This is a genomic window from Legionella sp. W10-070 (assembly GCF_900640175.1).
In the GTDB taxonomy this organism is placed as follows: Bacteria; Pseudomonadota; Gammaproteobacteria; order Legionellales; family Legionellaceae; genus Tatlockia.
In genome coordinates, this window is the sequence record NZ_CAAAJC010000007.1 from 95,473 (window position 1) to 117,001 (window position 21,529).

Below are 21,529 nucleotides of genomic sequence, written 5' to 3' on the forward strand. Positions count from 1 at the left end.
AGAATCGAAAATATGAAAATAGGTTTAATTTTTATCATTATATTTTTTTTAGTGATACCCTATACAGTCAATAAGGATACTTTCCAAATAAATACTGCTGTAATGAGCAAATCACAGCATAATGCTCCCTGCCCACAAAAATCATCAAATAATGCCCGTATGCAGTGTAATTCTAATATAACCTGCATCGCATCCGTATTATTCAATATCCACTCAAACCTGCAGTTGCAACTCGGTCTTATCACATTTATCTATCTTGTTGTCTTATGCCTAGGCTTTAAAACCCCTATCTATAAACCCCCTAAACTATCTCTCCAAGCCTGATTATCTATCGATTTTAATTAGACTACACCAATCGTTTTTTCGTTGGTGTGTGGGCTATATTGGAGAATTTATGAAAAATTTACTTAAGACAATCTTATTAATTATAGTGGTTGCATATTGGCCTGTTTCCCTATGGGCTACCTCAAGTCATGAAAACGAGAGCGAAAAGAATTATTTTCAGTTTGTCATTTCTGACTACCACACTACGCGCCAAGCTGGGCAAACCGTTAATATTTACGTGCGGTATGCTTATAAGAAAGACTTGTCAACAAACGAATATCCTGACTATCGAGTATTGCGGGCAAAAATATTGGAATATATGGAACCGTCAGACGAGTTTCCTGCCGGGGTGTTTTGGGAAATTCTTGCTATCAATATGGGAAGAGCTCTAATGAGTGATTTTCCATTGGATGGTGTTAGTATCCAGTTAACTGTCCTGGATAACCAAAATCCCGATAGCTATGAACCAGGAGATCATGGCCCTGTTGTTTCGATTGGGAAAATAGCCCCTTTAGATATCCATTAAGAGTTATCAATCTCTCTAATAACAGCAATAATGAGGCAGCTACGCTGCCTCAAAGAAAAGGGATAAAGGGGCCGGGTTAAAAAGCCCGGGTACAACGCACTCTGTGGTTGACGAAGTTCTTAGGGCCAGAGAACTGGCCGCCAGTGACGAACTCCTGGAGCCGTGCGTTGTTCGCATCAATCTCGGTAGAACTCCAGTAGTTGCCAGCGGCAAAACCACCTAGGCCACCATTATCTTGCAAGGAAGTATATAAACTGCCCGGGCCTTGAGCGCAGCCGGCAGCACCGACATTAGAACCTATTTCACAAATCGCCGGCAAGAACCAGTCAGCAAACCCTTCGCTGTTTTTCGTAATACAGGCATTCGCCGCAGGAAATTGAGCAGCACCAAGTTGCTCAAGTGTATCCGTATTCTCCTGGCCATTCGTCAGACTGTCTGCGCCAGTGACACCAGGCGACGTTGCCCATAGATAGAATGGAGCTGGCTCATCCCCCAACGCCGCCACTTTCCCGCCAATACTGTCGGTATCAGGGGTGCTGTCATCCACGGAAAACAAAAATCCGCCCTGGTAGATACAGCCATAATTCAGAACCACAACGCTTATGTTAACGGCTGTGGCATTCGCCGCACTGACTGTGACCGTGGTCGGCACAGGTACTGTGCCTGGTGGCACTGTATTGCAGGCCAAACCGTTGATGTCAGCACTGGCCGTATCACCCGGGGTGATGGTGATGTCGCAGCTATCGCCTGGATTGAGAGTGCCCATACAGTCGTCGTTGACTCCAGTATTATTGGGAAAAGCGGTTACGTTTACCTGCACATTGCTTGCTGGTATTGAGCCTGTATTTTCTATGCGGATGATGCGCGGATTGCCGATAAGCTCTGGGAAATTCGGGTCATTGGCATTAACAGACAAAGCCAGTTCCTGTGTACTGGGAGAAAGGGTAGTCTGCTCAAAGGTCACTTGCAGGGTATGATTGGCCTGGATGTTGTTTAATTGAAAACTGGCGCCGCCGGTCTGCACCATATTGCCGTCCAGCAGCCACTGATTGACTCCGAAACCCACATCAGGCGTTGCTGTAAACGTCAGGCTGCTACCGGCATTGACAATCTGCGCTGTTGAGGGCGAAATCGAACCGCCCGCACCAGCCGATGGCGTGACTGTGAATTGCTGCACCGGAGGCTGCTCTATCAGACGAATACGTAAAATATGGGTCGAACTTGGCTGGTAACACTGCAAGTCCTTGCCCTGTTGGCATAAAACAGGGCCACCCACGACATCCCCCTGCAAGGTAGCGCCATTCACGTTGAGCGTCAGTGTGCAGCTTCCTTTGGGCGCCATCTGGCAGGGCAACGCTTGACTGATACCTGCAATCGGTTTCATCACCAGCGTTTTGGGTTTGGAAGACTGATTCTGCACGGTATAAACAACCTGAGCACTGCCACTTTTCGCCACGGTAATCTCGGTCGCTGTTTGCGGTACAAACGTCCATAGGGGTTTGGCGGCATGAACTGCTGTCATCAGCAGGCAGGAGAACAGGCAAACCAGAAGCCTATTTATTAAGTTTTTGTCTTTGACATTATTTTGCATGGTTTCTATCCTTATGCCACATAAATAAGATTAAACGTGGTGTACCGAAGTGAATGAATTATCCACAGACAAAGAAAATGAGAGAAAGTACCCAAGACAATTCTATAAAAAAATAATTGAAATAAACAGTTATTGACCTCTATTTTTACTTAATCAGATAACGGCATACAAACAACTACCCATTAACCAGATAATGATGATAAAAACCCGCACTGATTGATTTTAGATAGGTAAACTGCTAAATTTTGAAGCTTGTGAATTGGTTAACTGTCTGTATGGTACGGTTAATTGCTACCCGCTTCGGCCGTATCCATCAAGGACTCCCTATGTATCCTTCTAAAAAAGTTTTATCAGTCTTTTCTCTGGTAATGATTAATGTCATTGCAGTAGATAGCCTGCGTACACTCCCTATGAGTGCAAAATTAGGTTTTTCATTGATCTTTTATTATCTTGTTGCTGCATTTGCTTTTTTTATTCCAATAGCATTGGTCGCTGCGGAATTGGCAACAGCTTACCCCAATCGAGGGGGGCTTTATGTTTGGGTAAGGGAAGCCTTTGGACGTCGCGCAGGTTTTATTACTATCTGGTTACAGTGGATTTATAATGTTGTGTGGTATCCCACCATTCTTGCCTTTATTGCCGCAACACTGTCTTACCTGTTTGCCCCACAGCTTGCTAACAATAAATTTTACTTATTAGGCTCAGCCCTTGGCCTATTCTGGCTTTTTACTTTGCTTAATTGTTTTGGGATGCGGGTGTCCAGCATCGTTAGTATCATTGGCGCCACCGTAGGGACAATTCTGCCTATGCTTGGCATTATATCCCTGGGAGGGATCTGGCTTTTACAAGGCCGTCCATTATCGGTCGAAATGTCCAGCTGGATTCCTGATTTCAGCTCCATCGGAAACTTATCCCTCTTCTCAGCGGTGTTGTTTGGATTAATTGGCATGGAAATGTCGGCTGTCCATGCAGATGAAGTTAAAAATCCTCAACGGGATTATCCACGAGCTATTCTTTATTCAACCATTATTATCTTTGCCACGCTGGTATTAGGTTCATTAGCGATAGTTCTAGTTGTCCCTAATCAACAGTTAAGCGTGGTATCCGGACTTATCGATGCCTATGCCGTATTCTTTAACGCTTACAATCTGCATTGGTTAATTACAGTCATTGCAATTTTTATTATAATCGGCGGTCTAAGCGGGGTATCTGCCTGGATTATAGGTCCCACAAAAGGTTTACTGGTTTCAGCACAGGATGGTTCTTTGCCCGAAGTATTTTCTAAAGTGAACCGCTATGGGGCTCCGGTGGCCGTACTCATAACTCAAGGTATTATTTTTTCCTTGCTGAGCTCCCTTTTTATCCTCCTGGATTCAGTTAATGAAGCTTATTGGCTTTTAAGCGATTTGAGCGCACAAATGGCATTGCTGGTTTATGTCTTTATGTTCGCCGCAGCAATTAAACTCCGTTACAGCAAGCCAGACCAACCCCGTAGTTATAAAATTCCTGGTGGTAACGCTGTCATGTGGGTAGTCGCTGGCATCGGTATTTTATGTTGCCTTATGGCTATGCTTATAGGTTTTGTCCCCCCAACACAAATTCCTGTCGGCAATATTATCTTTTTTGAAAGTTTTTTATTGGGTGGTTTATTCTTGTTTGTAGTTTTGCCTTGGTGGTTTGCCAAGAAGCATGAAGAAACTTATGATAAAACCCATCCTGACCATTTTGTTGATTAATTTGAATATAGCTATAAATAGCGAGGAACATTTTACAAATTAATCAGATAATGTATTGGTTCACAGAGCCTAAAGTAATACTTTCAAGCCTCTTGAAGAAAGACAGTATCCACAAACCAATGCCTGATTTATATAGACGCTGGTTATAAGACTCGCTGTATCTAATGCTATGAATTATTGAGTAACCCTTACCCCTATTTCCAATTAGGATTTCATAACAGATTTTTTATTGATTGTTATCCAATCAAAGAACCAAGAAAAACCACAATATAATAAAATTAACCTTTTTGGTTTTATTTCAATCAAAATGACTATAATATTAGAATGTGGTGTTCTTAAATTTTATTCATTATGAGAAATATTAAAAAAATAGAAAATTTCGTTGCTGCAAAAAAAAAACGTTATTCGAGCAATTAAAAAAACACAGTATGATTTAAAGTATCCTCCCCAATATATTGAAGAGAGCATCTGGCCTGAAGAGGTTATGAAAGTTGCTTTAGCCCAAAAAGCAAGCCATCGTCTGAAAAAAAAAATACCTTTTAATTACATGGTGACTGAATTTAAATCGCATGAAGATTCCACAGATTATTACCTGAAAGAAAACAAAGAGTTATCAGGGTTTATTCAATTTCTAAAAGATAACCACCATAAGTTGCCAGAAGGACTACGTTTTCAATTAGCCGTGCTGATAAACGGCCATTGGACTTGTGTAGACAATCTAATTACTTCCAAAGGAATCAGTACTTTTAATTTGGATGCAGTCATGGGAGATAAAGCAAGAATTTTTTTCCTGGTCTACAATAATCACCTGCAACACCATAAGATTTTAAGATCAGGATATACCTACTACGTTTCAGTTCCTTCAGAAGGCCCTCTTGCAGGAACCCCTAAGGAAAAAGTTGCCAATATGATCCAAACTGACTTTGTCAGTTGCGGTATTTTTGTTGTTGATCATCTTTCTTTTCTTTCTCGTACCAATGTCTTTCAGCACCTTAAAAAAAATCTGGGTGAGTCTGATTATGTAACGCTTGGCAGAGCAGATATTCCGCAATCCTTATCTTCCATTTTTAGATTAAGCCAAAGTAAACGATTATTTGCAAACCTGGGCAGTAAACAGATGAAGCAGCCTGTTACCCGAAAAGAAAAAACCTTGGCTGAAGCCAAGAATTCACTCTATGTGAACGCAAAAAATAAAGGTAATCGCATACTGACAAATGCTCTGACTTACGTACAAGATAGCGATGAGGACGTTTACCAGAAAATCTTCTCTCATAAGCTGCAAGACCAATTATCTGCCTATGTGCAAAATTACTCAAAACCGGTTAATGATCTAATTGCCTTTATTTATAATTCGTTGCCTGAGTGTCTATATTTAAGCGATGAAGAAAGCATTAAGTTAATGGAGCAGCTGCATCAGGTTATTTTATTACCAAACTGTAATGATACACAAAAAATTCTTAAACTAGTCGATATAGCAGTCCCTGTTTTAGAGAAGAGCAATAATGCAGCCAGCTACCGCTCAATAGCGGGTATACTCAGTTACACGGTATTACATATAGATGATAATCAACAATTATTTGATTTTTACTGCAATATTGTAAATAGCTCGTTCTATAAAGGGTTAAATACAAATACCAATTCATTTTTTAACACACCAACCCGATTTACGCCTGCACTTATTTCCCATATAGAAAAAGCGATTAAAACACAATTGCTTTATAATGCAGCAATTGATTTGAGTAAGGAACAAAACAACCAATTAAACTTCATCTCCAATTCACCAGAATGCCTGGGCTTCCTGAAGAAACCACGCACTTTCGATACAACAGAAACTAAAAGCAGCCAGGTTTTCCATCGATTAACCGACTTGCAAAACAAGAAGATAGACGGATCCCTCGAATCTGTCATGCAGACACTGGAGCAAAGGCGAAATGAAGTGCTCAATGAATTTCACTTTGGAATTACTCCCGCGTCTGATATACCTCACTCTTTATCATAATAAGCATTTGAATTTTAATGGATTCCGCGCATAAAGCACGGAACGTAGAAGTCAAGAATTTTTCATGCGTAAACCCTGCGTTAATACCCCTCCGGTATTGACATTAAACTGGCATTTCCACCAGCAGCAGTTGTATCTACTGTATAGGTTCGCTCATGGCATAAGCGCAGTAAATAATAAGGCCCCCCTGCTTTAGGACCCGTTCCTGACAACCCTTCCCCACCAAAAGGTTGTAATCCCACTACCGCACCAATCATATTGCGGTTAACATAACAGTTCCCTGCATGAACGCGGGTACGGATGTATTCAACAGTCTGGTTAATACGGCTATGGATTCCCAGAGTCAAACCGTAACCAGTATTATTAATTTGTTGAATAACATCATCTAAAGCCTTGCGCTTATAACGGATTACATGTAGTACAGGACCAAAAACCTCCCTGTCAAGTACCGACATATTATCAATTGCAATGGCAGTAGGAGGCATGAAATAGCCATTTTCGCATTCATCTGCCAGCTTACATTGATAAATAACCTCGTGATTTTGCTGCATTGCACTAACATGGGCTTTTAAACCAGCCAGTGCATCATTATCGATTACCGGCCCTATATCAGTTGATAGCCAACAGGGATCACCGACTTGCAACTCAGCCATCGCACCTTTAAGCAACTCAATCATCCGTGGATATACTTCTTCCTGTACGAATAACACACGTAATGCGGAGCATCGCTGACCAGCACTGCCAAAAGCAGAGGTAATTACATCGGTTGTCACTTGCTCCAACAGGGCAGAAGAATCCACAATCATTGCATTTTGACCACCCGTTTCAGCGATTAAAGGAATTATTTCCCCACCTCGAGTAGCCAAAGTCTTATTAATACTTGCAGCAGTTTGCGTCGAACCTGTAAATATAACGCCCTTTACTCGTTTATCAACGACCAAGGCTGCACCTATTACCTCTCCACTACCAGGCAATAATTGAATCACGCCTGAAGGAATACCCGCCTGGTGCAATAATTCCACTGCATAAGTGGCAATAATTGACGTTTGCTCAGCCGGTTTGGCAATCACACAATTACCGGTCACCAAAGCAGCAACAACCTGTCCTGTAAAAATAGCCAATGGGAAATTCCATGGACTGATGCATAAAATAGTCCCTCTGGGATGGAGACTCAGCTCATTCAATTCTCCGGTATAACCATGAAGCTTTGCAGGCTTTACCATTAGTTTTTCAGCCATCGCCGAATAATAACGGCAAAAATCAACCGCTTCTCTCACTTCCGCAACACCATCATTCCAGGTTTTACCAGCTTCCAAACAAGCAATTGCCAAAAGCTCCGGCATGTTTTCTTCAAGAAGCTGAGCAAAACGCTCAATGCAGCTAATACGTTCAAAAACGTTAGTTTTACTCCATGAACTGAATGCAGCCTGAGCTTGAGATAAAGCCCACTCAACATCCTGTAGTGTGGCATGACTTACCCGGCCAATAGAGCGCTCAGCGTTTTGGGGTGAAGCAACACTCCTGTCTACTTCCCCTCCTTGTTTTCCAGCAAGTAAAGGCCTTGCATGCCAACGTGAAAAATCCATCTCCCTATAAAGTTGCTGCAGTTTGGCCACAACTTCCCTGTCAGTAAAATCAAGGCCACTGGAATTCTTTCTTTCCGGCAAGAAAATTGAAGCGGGTAAAGGAATATTTTGATTGATCTTACCCAGGAAATGATTCGCCTTCCCTACCGGACCCTCAACCAGAGAGCTTATTGGAGCTTTCTCGTCCACAATGCGGTTCACAAAGGAGGAATTTGCACCATTTTCCAACAAACGACGAACTAAATAGGGCAATAAATCTTCATGGCTACCCACAGGAGCATAAACTCGACAAGGAATCCCTAAGCGATTTGCAGGGACAATCTGTTCATAAAGTTCATTTCCCATACCATGTAAACATTGAAACTCAAAATCGCGGTAGTCGCCTGCCAAATTTAAAACCATCGCCACAGAATAAGCATTATGTGTGGCAAACTGCGGGTAAATCGCATCAGTCATAGTCAGCAGTTTTTTAGTGCAGGCTTGAAACGAAACATCGGTAAACACCTTGCGCGTAAAGACAGGATACTCTGCCAATCCCTGCATTTGAGTCTTTTTAATTTCGCTGTCCCAATACGCCCCCTTAATCAGACGAACCATCATACGACGACGTTTACTTCTGGCCAAATCTGCTATCCAATCCAGGAGATAATAAGCTCTTTTTTGATAGGATTGCACAGCCATACCAAAACCATGCCAGCCATGAAGACTGTCATCACTGAAAACCCGCTCGACAACATCCAAAGACAAGTCCAGACGCTCAGACTCTTCGGCATCAATAGTCAATGGAAGATCAAATTTTTTAGCCAGTTGAGCAAGTTCTAATAATTTGGGAGGTAACTCTGCCAGAATCCGCTCCTTTTGCGATTCCTGGTATCTTGGATGCAACGCAGATAATTTAATGGAAATGCCTGGACGTTGATAAACGTTTAAATTTTTATCAACACTGGCACCAATTGCCTCAATAGCCTCTTTATAAGCAATAAAATAGCGATTGGCATCTATTGCGGTCAACGCCGCTTCACCAAGCATATCGTATGAGTAACGATACCCCTTGGCTTCCTTTTTTGAAGCACGTGACAGTGCTTCGCGAATAGTGCGTCCTGTAACGAATTGTTTGCTCATAATGCGCATTGCTTTATCTACAGCTTTGCGCACAACCCCTTCACCACTGCGATTAATTAACTTGAATAAAGATTTGCTTAGTACCGTGTCAGCTCTTTCTGGAGTCAATACCTTGCCTGTTAACATTAAAGCCCAGGTGGTTGCATTAACAAAAAAGGACTCACTCTGGCCACGATGTGATTCCCAATCAGCGTTAGTTAACTTGTCTTTGATTAAACTGTCTATCGTTGCATTATCCGGGACACGCAATAAGGCTTCAGCCAAACACATCAACGCAATTCCTTCCTCGCTTGACAGGGAATACTCATTAAGGAAAGAATCAATTCCTGTACTTTTTTTTCGTTCAGCCCTTACTTGTTCAACAAAGCCGGTTGCCTGGTTTTGAATAGCAGCCACCTGATAAGTATCTAACCTTGCCTTTTCAATAAGTTCTGTCATTAAGGTTAGCTCATCAATCCGGTAAGCTTTATTAATTTGTGCGCGAGAACCTTGCGGCAATAGTGCTGAATGCTGCTCAAGCATATCTTTCTCCAATCAAAGCAGGTAAAAAATCTCAATGGATGATAATTCAGAATATATCGAATTAAAATCTATTATGGCAAAATCTACCCATAAGATATTAGAAAGCAGTCTGTAAACTCGTTAAACCTGGCATCCATTTTGCTAGAAGCTGATCTTATTTTATTAAAAATGATTAAATTTTACACAAAAAGAACCCCAAAAAACCATCTTTTGCGTTTAATTTAACATCTTTTTGTGTATATTTTGAACAATCCGGGATTCGCCCTCTGCTCTAAGGCAATGATATTGCTTGATTTTCCAACCTAATGATCGATATTTCTCCTTATAATTTTACTTTTGTCTTAATTGACAATATAATCACCAAAATTTTGAGATTTATTCATGCGAATGAAATAAGAAAAGGAGTACTATGAACGCAGTATTAAGCATTCTTTCGGCAGCTTTTTTTTCGACAGGTATCACTCACACTCCCCCTTCAGCTAAAACCGAGTTGGATATTAACAAAGAAGTAAAGCAACTTAGTCAAAAAGCACCGCAACTTAACAAGAAAGTCTTGAAGTTGGCATTAACTGCCTATAAAAAAGCAGCCGAAAAAGGCGCTGTGAAAAGACCCCTGCTTACTGTTATTGACTATTCATTGCCCTCTAACAAACAGCGTTTGTGGGTTTTTGATCTCGGTAAAGAACGGCTGTTATATAATACATACGTGGCCCATGGCAGAAATTCCGGTATGAGCGTTCCGAACCATTTTTCAAACCAACCCTCCAGCAAGGAGAGCAGTCTTGGTACTTATGTCACTCGAGACACTTATACTGGCTCTAAAGGTTACTCACTTAATCTCCAAGGCCTGGAGCACGGATTTAACGATAACGCCTATTCAAGACGCGTAGTGATGCATGGAGCATGGTATGTTGAACCTGATTTCATTAAGAAAGCAGGACGTGCGGGACGAAGCTGGGGTTGCCCCTCTATTGCCAAGACACTGGCAAAACCCGTAATTAATACAATAAAGGGTGGTTCAGTCGTTTTTGCTTATTATCCCGATCAATATTACCTTTCACATTCAGGTTTTCTTTCTGCATAAAATAAAGCCAGGAACAAAGTCCTGGCTTCGCAGTTTTCCAATCAGGAAATCCCATCCTGATTTCTTCCCTGACTATCATATTCCCTATGATTCCAAATCCCTTTGTAAAGACTTCAATCCGTTGAAGCCCATAATTAAAATTTAGCAGTTTGAATTTTCTCTGGCAAGTACATTAAGCTTTTGTCTGAAGCGCGTTTATGTTTTTCATTTTTAATTTATTTTATTATTATCAAAACGTTATTAAGGATTAAAGCACTATACAGTATCTGAACGTTTCAATTTCTCGCCCCAAATTGAGATATTTCTCAAACCAAGCCAAGATAAACTATGTTCTTATTAAGAAATAATGGACTTAATTTTAATGTTTAAATAAGGTAAATTACCTTACTAATCTCATGGATTATGATAATTTAACTTGGAATTAAATATGTCTCAGAATATTATTATGAACCGACAAGCTGAAAGTGCTAAAAAAGATAAACTACAAATTATTGATTGGCTGGTTGAACATTTTCCTGGTGCTTTTTTTAAAAAAGGCAGCCAAGTAAAGCCGCTGCAAATCGGTATTTTTGACGAAATTATTGATTTTTATGAACGCCTCGACACACCGCCGTTCAGCAAAAAAGCATTAAGAGAAGCTCTTAGTTACTATAGCGCCTCTCCTGCTTATTTAAATTGTCAAAAACCTAATGTGGCACGTGTCGATTTATTTGGCAACGAGGTAGATATCGTCACTGAAGAGCAAGCAAAATATGCGCATCAACGCTACCAACAGCGCTATGTGGAAAAAAAACTCAAGGCTTTGAGCAAGAAAGCAAATAGTTAACGGCCACTGAACTTTGTAACTTTGCTGTTCGCGTTAATGGATTATAAGCCATGCCAGCAATAGTGGAAATCTCAAGTCCAGTAGCCCTTATCATAGCGGCTAACTCGCTTGGCTTAATGAATTTTTTAAAATCATGCGTTTGTCTGGGCAGTAAACCAAGGATATACTCTGCCGCCATAATCGCAGTTGCATAAGCCTTGAATGTTCTATTGATTGTAGAGAGAAAAAGATACCCTCCTGGCTTTAACAGGCGAGCACAATGACTAATCACTATTTGCGGTTCGGGCACATGCTCTAAAAGTTCCATACAAGTAATAATATCAAAAGATTGACCATTATAATTTTCAACTGGAGAGCAAACATACTCTATAGGCAATTGATTCTTTAAAGCATGGGCTGCCGCTGCCTTAAGGGCATCTTCTTCCGCATCCAAACCAATGACCTTTGCACCACGCATTGCCATGGCTTCACATAAAATACCTCCACCACAACCTACATCCAGAACAGTTTTATCAGTTAAATCACAAGTGCTGGTAATAAATTCCAGTCGGGTGGGATTTATATCATGCAGGGTCTTTAATGGGCCGTCTTTATCCCACCAATGAGCCGCATGTTGCGCAAATTTTGCAACTTCCTGTAAATCTACTGTTGATTTAGTTTTCATGACAATTAAGTAAGTCCAAAGGTTTAAAAAACTCCAGTATGTTGGAGTTTGTAATAAAGCTTAAATTGTAAGGATGCTCTGCAATTAAGCAAGTGAAAAAATCAGTTTGAGGAATTTCCTTGGCAATGTTGCCAAATAAAAGCAACTCAACAGAAGGTTTACAGATTGCCAATTGCTCAAACAGGCTTGCCATAAAGGGTTTCCATTTTCGCGCATGTAAACGTACCTCTCCTTCTCTGTAAACTAAAGAGGCATTTAGCAACAAAAAACCTTTCTTTATTATAGAATGAAAAAATTCACTGGCAGTCTGACAGAATGAGGACTTATCCAGCGCAGCAATAGCTGCTTGCGACAGATCCTGTTTAAGATCCCCTCGCGCCACCAGTAACATTTTAATCCAGTTTCTCAATGAAGTAGCACGATTAACCTCTTTGCTGAGTCCCTTCATACTCCACAGGCATTGGACCGCATTATCCCAAAATGCATACCCATTAGCTGATTGCAGACGAGGGTAAGGGGATTCGCCCAGTAAAATGTATTTGGTTTTAGTCAACGGAACACTGAATGCGGCAAATATATTTTCAATACCGGGCAACCAATCACTATATTGCTGCAACTCTATCAAATAATCTTCATCAACACACCGCAGTGCCTTATTTAATATATCATGCCATTCTGGATGAGTATTCTTAACTGATTGATGCACTATTCCTCCAGATACCTTATCATTCATCTTAAACTACTGTACGAAGGGTAACGAAAAAATAAATGCAAAGCCAATCTAAAAAAATATTATTTCATAATATGTTAAGGTTTATCCACTAAGCTATAATAAGTTAAGTGCTTAACCTATGAGATAACGATGTCCACCAATGCTGCAGACATAATAAAAACCACCAGTGATCGCCTACACAATAAGAACTGTTGTTCTTATTTGAAGAAATTAAATTTAAGCGAGTCGGTTTTAAAAGCACTTCCATCATCCATGGCAGAACAGTTAAAAATAGTACAACAACATAATTATGATCCTAACGTTGCTTATGCTGATCTTTACACCCAATTCTTCTCCTACGTCGAAGAAAACATTGAGCAGCTATACGATAAAAGAAGAGCCAACCTGGTTCTTAGCGATGCCCGGATTAAAGAGTATGAAAAAACGCTTGCCAATTCTGATGCCCCCCTGGTCAAAGATTCTCAGCAGTTTATGCGATATTATAGAAAACAGTTGGGTGATACAAAACAAATAAACCAGGAAATCCAGGCTCTCGATGATTTTATTTTTTCCATTTATAACAATGAAAATTCTATTCTCGAAGATACTTTCGAGGTGATTAAAAAAATCCCACTTAGCCATACCCTGGTTGACTCCGGCATCGAGAAATCAATTTCCCAATATCTAAAAGACGACGATAACCAACGAATTAATAAAGCGAAGTCACCTGCCCAGGCAGGTTCTTTGTTCGGTCGCTTCTTCGCCATGATTTCGGATAATTTTAAGCCGCAGCATGACACGAGTTTAGCAGCAGTCAGGCTTAATGCCTACAATAAGCCCAGTGAGAATAACCCTGCTCCGGTTACCGAATACCGTATTGGAACCCAAGGCCAGCGCCACCATGGAGTAGCACGAGTCAGTCCATTGTTTGAAAGATGGCTGCAAGTTAAAGCCACTAGAACAGGTAATGAAAAAATAACCCATATTTACTTTAACAACCTTGGTTTGGACAGGAACGATACTGAGGGAAAAAAGGAGCGCGATCTTACAAAAGTCCTACATAAACTTGAAGATCAACATCACAATATTGCTGTTATCACTCTGCCTGCCGACAAGGGATTAATGAGCAAGGGTGAATATAGAAAAACTGAACCCCGGCATAGCTATCAGGATGTTTATGATGATTTCTTGTCAATTGCGACTCAAAAATCAAAGCGCAAAACAAAAGATTTTTTTATCAGCGATAAAGTACGCCAACTTTTATTTAAAAATGTAGCTGAAGAAGACCAGATGAAGTTTTTATTAACTAAAAGCTTTAAGGCTATGGGTTTTGAAGAGGATGCAACACTATCCAGTGCTCAGCGACAAGCCGTCTGGTTTCATTTTATTAAATTTGAACTAACCAATTATATTATTAAGACACTTGAACCAGAAAGTATTAATTTTTCCTGTAAGGATGCGATTGACCGAGGAGGGGTTTCTTCAGCTTATTACAATCTGCTGGAATCGTTCAGGCAAGAAAAACCCCTTAGCCGAGAAGAATTTGAGCGGGCTTTGCATGCAGCCCCGGCAATGGTTAAGGCACGCGGTATGAATCACCATTTAAAATTAATATGGAATGCGGTTGATGCTTATATCAATGCAAACTATGAAACCCTCAGAAGTAAAAAAGATCAAGCCTGGTTAATCGAATGGCGTGATGCCAACTGTCCCCACTCTCGCGTACAACATTTATTAGAACAACGTGTTGAACAAAGTATAGATGAGTTAAACAAAGCCAAAGGAACTTTAAACAAAGCGAAAACTATCCCCTTAAAAGAAATTAACATACAAGAAAACGCCATAAAAAAAGGGCTTGAAATTTTAAATCAAATAAAAGCCCAGGTTGACATAGGAGTAAGTGGCAAGCGCTTATTATTAGAAGCAGCCTCACGTACTCCTGATATCGTCTTGCACCCAAATAAGGAAAATAGAAAAGACTATATAAGACTCGCAGATAAACTTGCCAGTAAGTATCCTGCTTTGCAAATACTTGGCGGAATGATGAAAACTCTGGCTGGCATAGCACTTTATCTTCCTTCCTTTGGCCATACAAAACAATGGATCGACAAAGGATTAGCCTCTGTCAAAGCAGGTGTTGAATCTAATGAGAGAAAAGCGCTCCAACGTAATATGAAAGAGCACGTCAACTCGCTAAGGGAACCAGAGCTGTCTGAAAGCCAGGAGCCTTCAATCAAACGACAATAAACTGATTATTGAAACTGGTCGGGATAGGCATGCTCTATCCCCTGGCCTGCTAACTGCTAATATTGCGATTAGCAAAAATTTCCGCTAATGTCGTAAGCTTTATATCTGGTTATAGAATATGGATCAAATAACAAAGGGATTATTAAGTTCTCTTAATGCTCGCCAAAAGCTGATGATAGACCAGCTGCATGAATTCTGTGAAATCAACTCAGGCACAGAAAACTTGCAGGGGCTGGCAATAATGCTCCAGACATTGAATAGAGCCTTTAAACCGCTCGCTGATGAAATAACAATACACCAACTTCCAAAAATCACTACTATTGACATGAGAGGTGAGCCTACTGTGCAACAATGTGGTGATGCACTTTTAATTCGTAAACGTCCCGAATTAAAGCGCCGGATTTTACTAAGCGGTCATATGGATACCGTCTATGCTGCTAATCATCCCTTTCAAAAATTAACCTACGTTAATGACAATCACCTCAATGGCCCAGGGGTGTCTGACATGAAAGGAGGCTTAATTGTCATGTTGCATGCATTAAGTATTTTTGAAGAATCATCAGTAGCTTCCAAATTAGGCTGGGATGTTGTCATTAACGCCGATGAAGAAATTGGCTCTCCTGCTTCAAGCATCTTATTTGAGGAAATTGCCTCTCATTATCAGGCAGCCCTGGTTTATGAACCAGCAATGAATCCAACTGGCACCTTGGCTAAACATCGCAGAGGAAGTGCCAAATTAACCTTAATTGCCACAGGGAAAACAGCGCATGCCGGGCGCTCTTTTGATCAGGGACGTAATGCAATTTGCTATCTGGCAGAAGCCATTACCGCGATTCACGCACTCAATGGCCTGCGAAAAGATGTCACAATTAATGTGGGTAAAATTGCCGGTGGAGATGCATTGAATGTAGTTCCTGACAAAGCTGTTGCTAAAATGGACGTTCGTATTGGTCAATCTGAAGATGAACATTGGGTTTGGGACCAACTTAATATAATTATTAATGATATGAAGCGCGAAGATTATTCCTTAACCCTTAAGGGTGCTTTTGGCCGCCCCGTCAAACGGGTATGTCCGGCAACAAAACGATTATTTACCCGTATCCAGGACGCAGGCAAAAAACTTGGCTTGGTAATAGACTGGAAAGACAGTGGAGGCTGCTGTGATGGAAATAATTTAGCCAGTCATGGCCTTCCTGTTATAGACACCCTGGGCGTCCGAGGAGGAGCTATCCATAGCCCGGATGAATATATTCTTGTGGATAGTTTGGTGGAACGTGCAGCACTAAGTACCCTTCTACTCCTCGACTTAGCCCAGGGAGGGCTTGAGGAATTAACCCGATGATGCTTTTTCGCAGTGCTCGCGCATCTGATCTTGACGCTATTTATCATTTAGCTAAAGGTTGTGGCATTGGTATGACCACCTTACCCAAGGATAAAAAATTACTAAAAGAAAGACTTAACTGGTCCTGCACTTCCTTTCATAAAGCGATTAACCATCCTGTTAGTGAATATTATTTATTCGTCCTGGAGGATCCTGCGGACTCTAAAGTGGTAGGTACCTCTGGAATTGAAGCAGCAACGGGTCACGATACCCCTTTCTATTCCTATAAAGTATCCAAGCGAACCCGCATCTGTCATTCATTAAATATTCGCAGCGACTATGAAGTGTTGAGTCTGGTTAATGATAATCAAGGACGAAGTGAAATTTGTACCCTGTTTTTAGAGCCTTCTTTCAGACATAGCAGTAATGGATTGCTGCTTTCGCGAGCACGATTTTTATTTATGGCTCATTATCCTGCCCGCTTTGCAGACATAGTGATTGCAGAAATGAGGGGTATTTCTGATGACCTTGGGCATTCCCCTTTTTGGGATAATGTGGGCCGTCATTTTTTTCATATGCCTTTCCCCGAGGCTGATCGCTTGACCATTTCAACCAATAAACAGTTTATTGCTGACTTAATGCCAAGAAACCCTGTCTACATCAAGTTACTCTCTCCTGAAGCACAGGCAGTCATTGGCAAACCCCATCAATCCACGGTACCAGCAATGAATATCTTGTTGCGTGAAGGATTTCGCTATAATTCCTATATTGATATCTTTGATGCCGGCCCAACCATTGAAGCACCACGGCAAGAAATACGGACTATCGCTACCAGTCGAATTTTGACCGTGAAGAATATCAGTGATGAAGTAAGCTCCAAACGATTCTTGTTAGCGAACACCAAGCTTGATTTCAGAGCAACAATCAGCCAGGCAATTATTAATGTCAGACAAGATACCTGTATCATCAGTAGAGATACAGCAGAACTATTAGAAATAAAGTGCGGGGAGTGCATCCGTCTGGCTCCTTTATACATAGAAGAACAAATTATTTACAGTGAAAGTGAACCAAAACATGAAAGCAACACCAATCAGTAATCTTGCAATCCATTATATTGATGGATGCTGGGTACACGGGGAAGGCGAAGCATTTGAATCTAGAAATCCAGCGGATGGCAGCAGTATTTGGCAAGGATATCATGCCACCGAAGAAGAAGTTACCGCCGCTTGTGAAGCCGCACACCTTGCGCTGCCTTACTGGAGTTCACTTGATTTCTCAACCCGCTCTGATTATTTGCTGCATTTTGCCGGTGAAATTGAAGCTAAACGCCAGGAATTAGCTTACTTAATTGCGCTGGAAACAGGCAAACCATTATGGGAAGCCCATACTGAAGTCAGTGCAGTCATCGGAAAAGTTAGTTTATCTATCCAAGCCTACCAGGAGCGTAATGCGCAAAAACAAACCCAAACTCCAGAAGCAAACGCTTGCCTTCGTTATAAACCTCACGGGGTAGTAGCCGTTCTTGGTGCCTTTAATTTCCCTGCCCATTTAAGTAATGGACATATAGTACCAGCCCTTTTGGCAGGCAATACCGTAGTGTATAAACCTAGCGAGTTAACACCAGCAGTTGCCCAGTTTATTATGCAGTGTTGGCATGAAAGCGGTCTTCCCAAGGGCGTTATCAATTGTGTGCAAGGTGGAAGTGATTGCGGAAAAATACTTTTAAGTTCGGATATTCAAGGGGTTTACTTTACTGGTAGTTACCCTACCGGTAAAAAAATTCACCAATCCTTTAGTGGGAAACCTGAAGTGATATTGGCCTTGGAAATGGGGGGAAACAATCCCTTGATAGTAGACAACGTTAAAAATGTCAATGCCGCAGTCTATCACACCCTTTTATCCACCATGATTACTTCTGGACAACGCTGTACTTGTGCCAGGCGGGTATTTATTCCTGACACCACTGCAGGAGACGAGTTTCTATCTCAATTTATTGAGGCTTGCAAGCGCATCAAAATTGCTTCCTTCACGAGCCAACCCGAACCATTTATGGGGCCTGTCATTGGCCCTGAGCATGCACTTATGCATCTGAAGGCACAGCAGAAACTAATTCTGATGGGAGGTAAGGCACTACTCACCATGACACTGATCACTGAAAACACCGGGTTTCTTTCTCCCGGCATTATTGATATGACTGAAGTAGCAAATGCCCCGGATGAAGAAATTTTTGCCCCCCTAACGCAAATTTATAGATACAAGTATTTTGAAGAAGCACTGGTTATGGCTAATAACACCCGTTATGGTTTAGCAGCAGGCTTACTCAGTGATAATCTAAAACATTACCAGCAATTTTATCAGACAATTCATGCCGGCCTTGTTAACTGGAACAGACCGACTACCGGTGCTTCCAGCAGTCTGCCTTTCGGAGGTGTTGGTTGTAGCGGCAATCATCGGCCAAGCGCTTATTTTGCTGCCGACTACTGCACTTATCCCATTGCAAGCCTTGAGCAAGCAGCCTTGACGACCCCGGCCCAATTATTACCGGGTATTTATATGGAATAAGATTATGCCTGTTTTTGAACTGAATATGGATGGATTAGTTGGTCCGACACATCATTACGCCGGGTTGGCAAAAGGCAATATTGCCTCAACAATGAATGCCCTGACTCTTGCCAACCCGCAGGCAGCAGCACTTCAAGGTTTAGCAAAAATGCGCCTTTTACATCAAATGGGTGTCAAACAAGCCTTATTACCTCCTCACCAGCGCCCTAACTTGCAACTGCTTTATCAGTTGGGCTTTTGCGGCAATGCAACACAACAAATTGAGAAGGCTTACCGCAGTGCACCAGAACTCCTTAGCGTATGCTATTCAGCATCAAGCATGTGGACTGCCAACGCAGCAACCGTGTCATCAAGCCTCGATACTGCTGACCATCACGTCCACTTTACTGCAGCAAACTTAATCAGTAATTTACACCGTTATCAGGAAGCCGATTTTTCAAGCTACTTGTTAAAACAGCTATTCGCTGATGAGGGTTATTTTTCTCATCATCCTTTACTTCCAGGAAGCAGTGTAACCGGAGATGAAGGAGCAGCTAACCATAGTCGATTATGCGGTGAACATGCCAGTTCAGCCGTCAACTTGTTTGTCTACGGTAAACGCTGTTTTAATGAATATCAAAAAGCGAGAATACCTGTCAAATACCCGGCAAGACAAACACTGGAAGCATCGCAAGCAATAGTCCGCGCCCATCAGTTAAATCCGGAACAGGTAGTATTTGCCTGCCAAAATCCCCAGGCAATTGATCAAGGTGTTTTTCATAATGACGTCATTTCAGTCGCGAATGAATCCGTACTACTAGTTCATGAGGATGCTTTTGTGGAACAAGCAGCGGTTATAGAGGAATTAAGACAAAAAATAAATTCTCCCATCCAGATCATTGAGATAAGCCGTAATCAATTAACCGTTGCTGAGGCTGTTCATACTTATTTTTTTAACTCTCAATTAGTCACTGCCCCCAACAGAAAGATGGTTCTAATTGCTCCCATTGAATGTGAACAATATCCTCGTTCTAAACTACTCATTGATGAAATTCTTGCTAACGAATCAAATCCAATTTCAGCGGTCCATTATCTGGATCTTAAACAAAGTATGCGAAATGGCGGCGGACCTGCTTGTCTTCGTCTGCGTGTGCCATTAAAAGAGGTTGAATTAAATGCCATGCATCAGGGAATTCTGATTACAGATGACTTGTTAGAAAAGCTGGATAATTGGGTATTACGACATTATCGCACCCAATTGCATGCAGATGACTTGCAAGATCCTTTGTTGATGGAAGAGTGCTTAACTGCACTGGACGAGCTAAGTACTCTCTTAAAACTCGGCGCTATCTATCCTTTTCAGCGTGAGGTAACCTGTTGATATTATAGACCTCTTATTTTTTAACGCTTGGGAGAGTGGTATTTGCCATGTCCACAAAGGCACCTGAAAAGCATAAGCACTGTGGTTGCTACAATCAGATTACGCTATAGAAATTATGGCCTATTCTTATATAGGGGTTCTGTTTCGCCACCCCAGACCATAGAGGAACTCAGAACGGAGAGTTTGATAATTAACCGATTAGCAGAGTGAGAACTATTCATGTGGAAAACTTTTGCTGGAAAATGCATCTACAATTCCCCTTCCGGCATCCAGGTTTTTCAAAATCCATTATTTCGCTGGTTGAAGTTTGAAAATAGCAGTGCCATACAAACCTTAATCAATAAGCATTATCCTCGTAAACCCGAACTTCATTATATCAACCCACTCACATTGTTTGTACAAATACAACCTGCAAATTGCTGTATGCTGGGATTAGGAGGCGGTGGAGCAGCTCATGCTATTGCAATCTGTATGAAGAATTCCAAACTGACTGTTGTGGAACATAGTGCTGAAGTTATCGATGTCGCTCGTCATTTTTTTATGATAAATAAGATAAACAATCTAAAAATTGTAAATCAAGACGCTAAATTATTTGTTGAAAGAACAGAGATGACTTTCCCGCATATCTTAGTTGACTTGTACAATTCTACAACATTCCCTGCAGCATGTTGCACTGAAGACTTTTTCTATAATTGCAAGGAACGTTTACTGGATCAAGGTATTCTTGCTGTTAATCTTGCCAATAAAAGCCAACAATGGTCTATTTTTCAATTAATCAGAAAGCATTTTTTAAACGCCACCATTGCAATTCCAGTAAAAAATTCCGCCAATATTATCCTGTTTGCCATTAAAAATGCGTCCGTTACTACATTAATTGACATTCTTAAAAAACATAAAAAATTTAACCAACTCTATTGGGACACCCACTGGGGAACCATTGCAAAAATAAAGAACTAATTTGGCAATCTTAGATGCTGATTGGATTTCATTTTTTTGCTGCTGAAATCACCCACAAGAACATATTTATTGAAACCAGTTAATTCTATATATTGGGTAATTAACTTATAGCCTTTTGAACTGTCTACCGCAGCAAGATACATAAAACCATGTTCACCGCTCATTATTAGGGTTTGTTGACAATTGGAGCCAGAGCCTACGTTCCGCGCTTTATGCGTGGAATCTAGTCTCAAACTTTGTCAAGAGGATGGTTAGTTTCGAGTGGTTTTCGTGGATCCCGCGCATAAAGCTTCCAATTGGCCCTAAGTTTTTATTGACAAAGCTCTTATAATGCTGTTTAAGAGCTTTTTTATTTTAATGGAGTAAGAAGTGCTTGGTACAGGAACAACA

General features: G+C 41.1%; 15 protein-coding genes. 11 read left to right on the plus strand and 4 right to left on the minus strand.

The features are described from left to right. The first annotated feature begins 394 nt into the window (after window positions 1–394). Complete coding sequence (locus tag E1O65_RS04500) at window positions 395–850, plus strand: hypothetical protein (RefSeq protein WP_133132398.1); 456 nt, start codon at window positions 395–397, stop codon at window positions 848–850. Between the two features lie 76 nt (window positions 851–926). Here the strand turns inward: E1O65_RS04500 and E1O65_RS04505 are convergent, their stop codons facing one another. Continuing rightward, a complete protein-coding gene (locus E1O65_RS04505) occupies window positions 927–2,441 on the minus strand; it encodes a DUF1566 domain-containing protein (protein ID WP_133132399.1) in 1,515 nt (504 codons plus the stop codon). Window positions 2,442–2,767: 326 nt separating this feature from the next. Between E1O65_RS04505 and E1O65_RS04510 the strand changes: the two genes are divergently transcribed. Together E1O65_RS04510 and E1O65_RS04515 are read left to right on the plus strand one after the other, a co-directional pair. Then, the gene (locus tag E1O65_RS04510) at window positions 2,768–4,177 is read left to right on the plus strand and encodes an APC family permease (RefSeq protein ID WP_133132416.1); all 1,410 of its coding nucleotides are present in this window, start codon (window positions 2,768–2,770) and stop codon (window positions 4,175–4,177) included. A gap of 382 nt (window positions 4,178–4,559) precedes the next feature. After that, window positions 4,560–6,176, plus strand: a complete 1,617-nt coding sequence (locus E1O65_RS04515; RefSeq protein ID WP_133132400.1) for a hypothetical protein — start codon at window positions 4,560–4,562, stop codon at window positions 6,174–6,176. An 80-nt stretch (window positions 6,177–6,256) separates the two neighbouring features. On the opposite strand, the gene putA is transcribed toward E1O65_RS04515, so the two are convergent. Beyond that, complete coding sequence (putA, locus tag E1O65_RS04520; protein ID WP_165474899.1) at window positions 6,257–9,406, minus strand: bifunctional proline dehydrogenase/L-glutamate gamma-semialdehyde dehydrogenase PutA; 3,150 nt, start codon at window positions 9,404–9,406, stop codon at window positions 6,257–6,259. A 409-nt stretch (window positions 9,407–9,815) separates the two neighbouring features. Here putA and E1O65_RS04525 point away from each other — a divergent pair, with 409 nt between their 5' ends. Next, window positions 9,816–10,490, plus strand: a complete 675-nt coding sequence (locus E1O65_RS04525; protein ID WP_133132402.1) for a murein L,D-transpeptidase catalytic domain family protein — start codon at window positions 9,816–9,818, stop codon at window positions 10,488–10,490. 445 nt (window positions 10,491–10,935) lie between these two features. After that, complete coding sequence (locus E1O65_RS04530) at window positions 10,936–11,316, plus strand: ProQ/FinO family protein (RefSeq protein WP_165474901.1); 381 nt, start codon at window positions 10,936–10,938, stop codon at window positions 11,314–11,316. Here E1O65_RS04530 and ubiG read toward each other — a convergent pair. Together ubiG and E1O65_RS04540 are read right to left on the minus strand one after the other, a co-directional pair. Continuing rightward, the gene (ubiG, locus tag E1O65_RS04535) at window positions 11,285–11,980 is read right to left on the minus strand and encodes a bifunctional 2-polyprenyl-6-hydroxyphenol methylase/3-demethylubiquinol 3-O-methyltransferase UbiG (RefSeq protein WP_133132403.1); all 696 of its coding nucleotides are present in this window, start codon (window positions 11,978–11,980) and stop codon (window positions 11,285–11,287) included. The two genes, E1O65_RS04530 and ubiG, sit on opposite strands and share 32 nt — an antisense overlap. Next, entirely contained in the window at window positions 11,970–12,713 is a 744-nt protein-coding gene (locus tag E1O65_RS04540) for a uracil-DNA glycosylase (RefSeq protein WP_133132404.1), read from the minus strand. Before E1O65_RS04540 ends, ubiG begins: the two co-directional genes overlap by 11 nt. A 129-nt stretch (window positions 12,714–12,842) precedes the next feature. Between E1O65_RS04540 and E1O65_RS04545 the strand changes: the two genes are divergently transcribed. The 6 genes from E1O65_RS04545 to E1O65_RS04570 all read left to right on the plus strand — a co-directional run bounded on the left by E1O65_RS04545 (window position 12,843) and on the right by E1O65_RS04570 (window position 21,139). Beyond that, a complete protein-coding gene (locus tag E1O65_RS04545; protein ID WP_133132405.1) occupies window positions 12,843–14,939 on the plus strand; it encodes a hypothetical protein in 2,097 nt (698 codons plus the stop codon). Window positions 14,940–15,057: 118 nt separating this feature from the next. Then, complete coding sequence (locus E1O65_RS04550) at window positions 15,058–16,281, plus strand: hydrolase (RefSeq protein WP_133132406.1); 1,224 nt, start codon at window positions 15,058–15,060, stop codon at window positions 16,279–16,281. Continuing rightward, window positions 16,278–17,357: an arginine N-succinyltransferase gene (locus tag E1O65_RS04555; RefSeq protein ID WP_133132407.1), complete on the plus strand. Its 1,080-nt coding sequence runs from the start codon at window positions 16,278–16,280 to the stop codon at window positions 17,355–17,357. The genes E1O65_RS04550 and E1O65_RS04555 overlap by 4 nt, the downstream gene beginning before the upstream one ends. Next, window positions 17,335–18,822, plus strand: coding sequence for a succinylglutamate-semialdehyde dehydrogenase (astD, locus tag E1O65_RS04560; RefSeq protein WP_133132408.1), 1,488 nt, complete (start codon window positions 17,335–17,337; stop codon window positions 18,820–18,822). The genes E1O65_RS04555 and astD overlap by 23 nt, the downstream gene beginning before the upstream one ends. A gap of 4 nt (window positions 18,823–18,826) precedes the next feature. Beyond that, the gene (astB, locus tag E1O65_RS04565) at window positions 18,827–20,182 is read left to right on the plus strand and encodes an N-succinylarginine dihydrolase (RefSeq protein ID WP_133132409.1); all 1,356 of its coding nucleotides are present in this window, start codon (window positions 18,827–18,829) and stop codon (window positions 20,180–20,182) included. A 219-nt stretch (window positions 20,183–20,401) separates the two neighbouring features. Then, window positions 20,402–21,139, plus strand: a complete 738-nt coding sequence (locus E1O65_RS04570) for a fused MFS/spermidine synthase (protein ID WP_133132410.1) — start codon at window positions 20,402–20,404, stop codon at window positions 21,137–21,139. Window positions 21,140–21,529 lie beyond the last annotated feature (390 nt).

Bases quoted from the DNA above. Each gene is read 5' to 3' on its own strand.
- astB (WP_133132409.1), top strand. From the start codon at position 18,827: ATGCCTGTTTTTGAACTGAATATGGATGGATTAGTTGGTCCGACACAT.
- E1O65_RS04550 (WP_133132406.1), top strand. From the start codon at position 15,058: ATGGATCAAATAACAAAGGGATTATTAAGTTCTCTTAATGCTCGCCAA.
- E1O65_RS04555 (WP_133132407.1), top strand. From the start codon at position 16,278: ATGATGCTTTTTCGCAGTGCTCGCGCATCTGATCTTGACGCTATTTAT.
- putA (WP_165474899.1), bottom strand. From the start codon at position 9,406: ATGCTTGAGCAGCATTCAGCACTATTGCCGCAAGGTTCTCGCGCACAA.
- E1O65_RS04510 (WP_133132416.1), top strand. From the start codon at position 2,768: ATGTATCCTTCTAAAAAAGTTTTATCAGTCTTTTCTCTGGTAATGATT.
- E1O65_RS04505 (WP_133132399.1), bottom strand. From the start codon at position 2,441: ATGCAAAATAATGTCAAAGACAAAAACTTAATAAATAGGCTTCTGGTT.
- E1O65_RS04545 (WP_133132405.1), top strand. From the start codon at position 12,843: ATGTCCACCAATGCTGCAGACATAATAAAAACCACCAGTGATCGCCTA.
- E1O65_RS04500 (WP_133132398.1), top strand. From the start codon at position 395: ATGAAAAATTTACTTAAGACAATCTTATTAATTATAGTGGTTGCATAT.
- E1O65_RS04525 (WP_133132402.1), top strand. From the start codon at position 9,816: ATGAACGCAGTATTAAGCATTCTTTCGGCAGCTTTTTTTTCGACAGGT.
- E1O65_RS04540 (WP_133132404.1), bottom strand. From the start codon at position 12,713: ATGAATGATAAGGTATCTGGAGGAATAGTGCATCAATCAGTTAAGAAT.
- astD (WP_133132408.1), top strand. From the start codon at position 17,335: ATGAAAGCAACACCAATCAGTAATCTTGCAATCCATTATATTGATGGA.
- E1O65_RS04570 (WP_133132410.1), top strand. From the start codon at position 20,402: ATGTGGAAAACTTTTGCTGGAAAATGCATCTACAATTCCCCTTCCGGC.
- E1O65_RS04530 (WP_165474901.1), top strand. From the start codon at position 10,936: ATGAACCGACAAGCTGAAAGTGCTAAAAAAGATAAACTACAAATTATT.
- ubiG (WP_133132403.1), bottom strand. From the start codon at position 11,980: ATGAAAACTAAATCAACAGTAGATTTACAGGAAGTTGCAAAATTTGCG.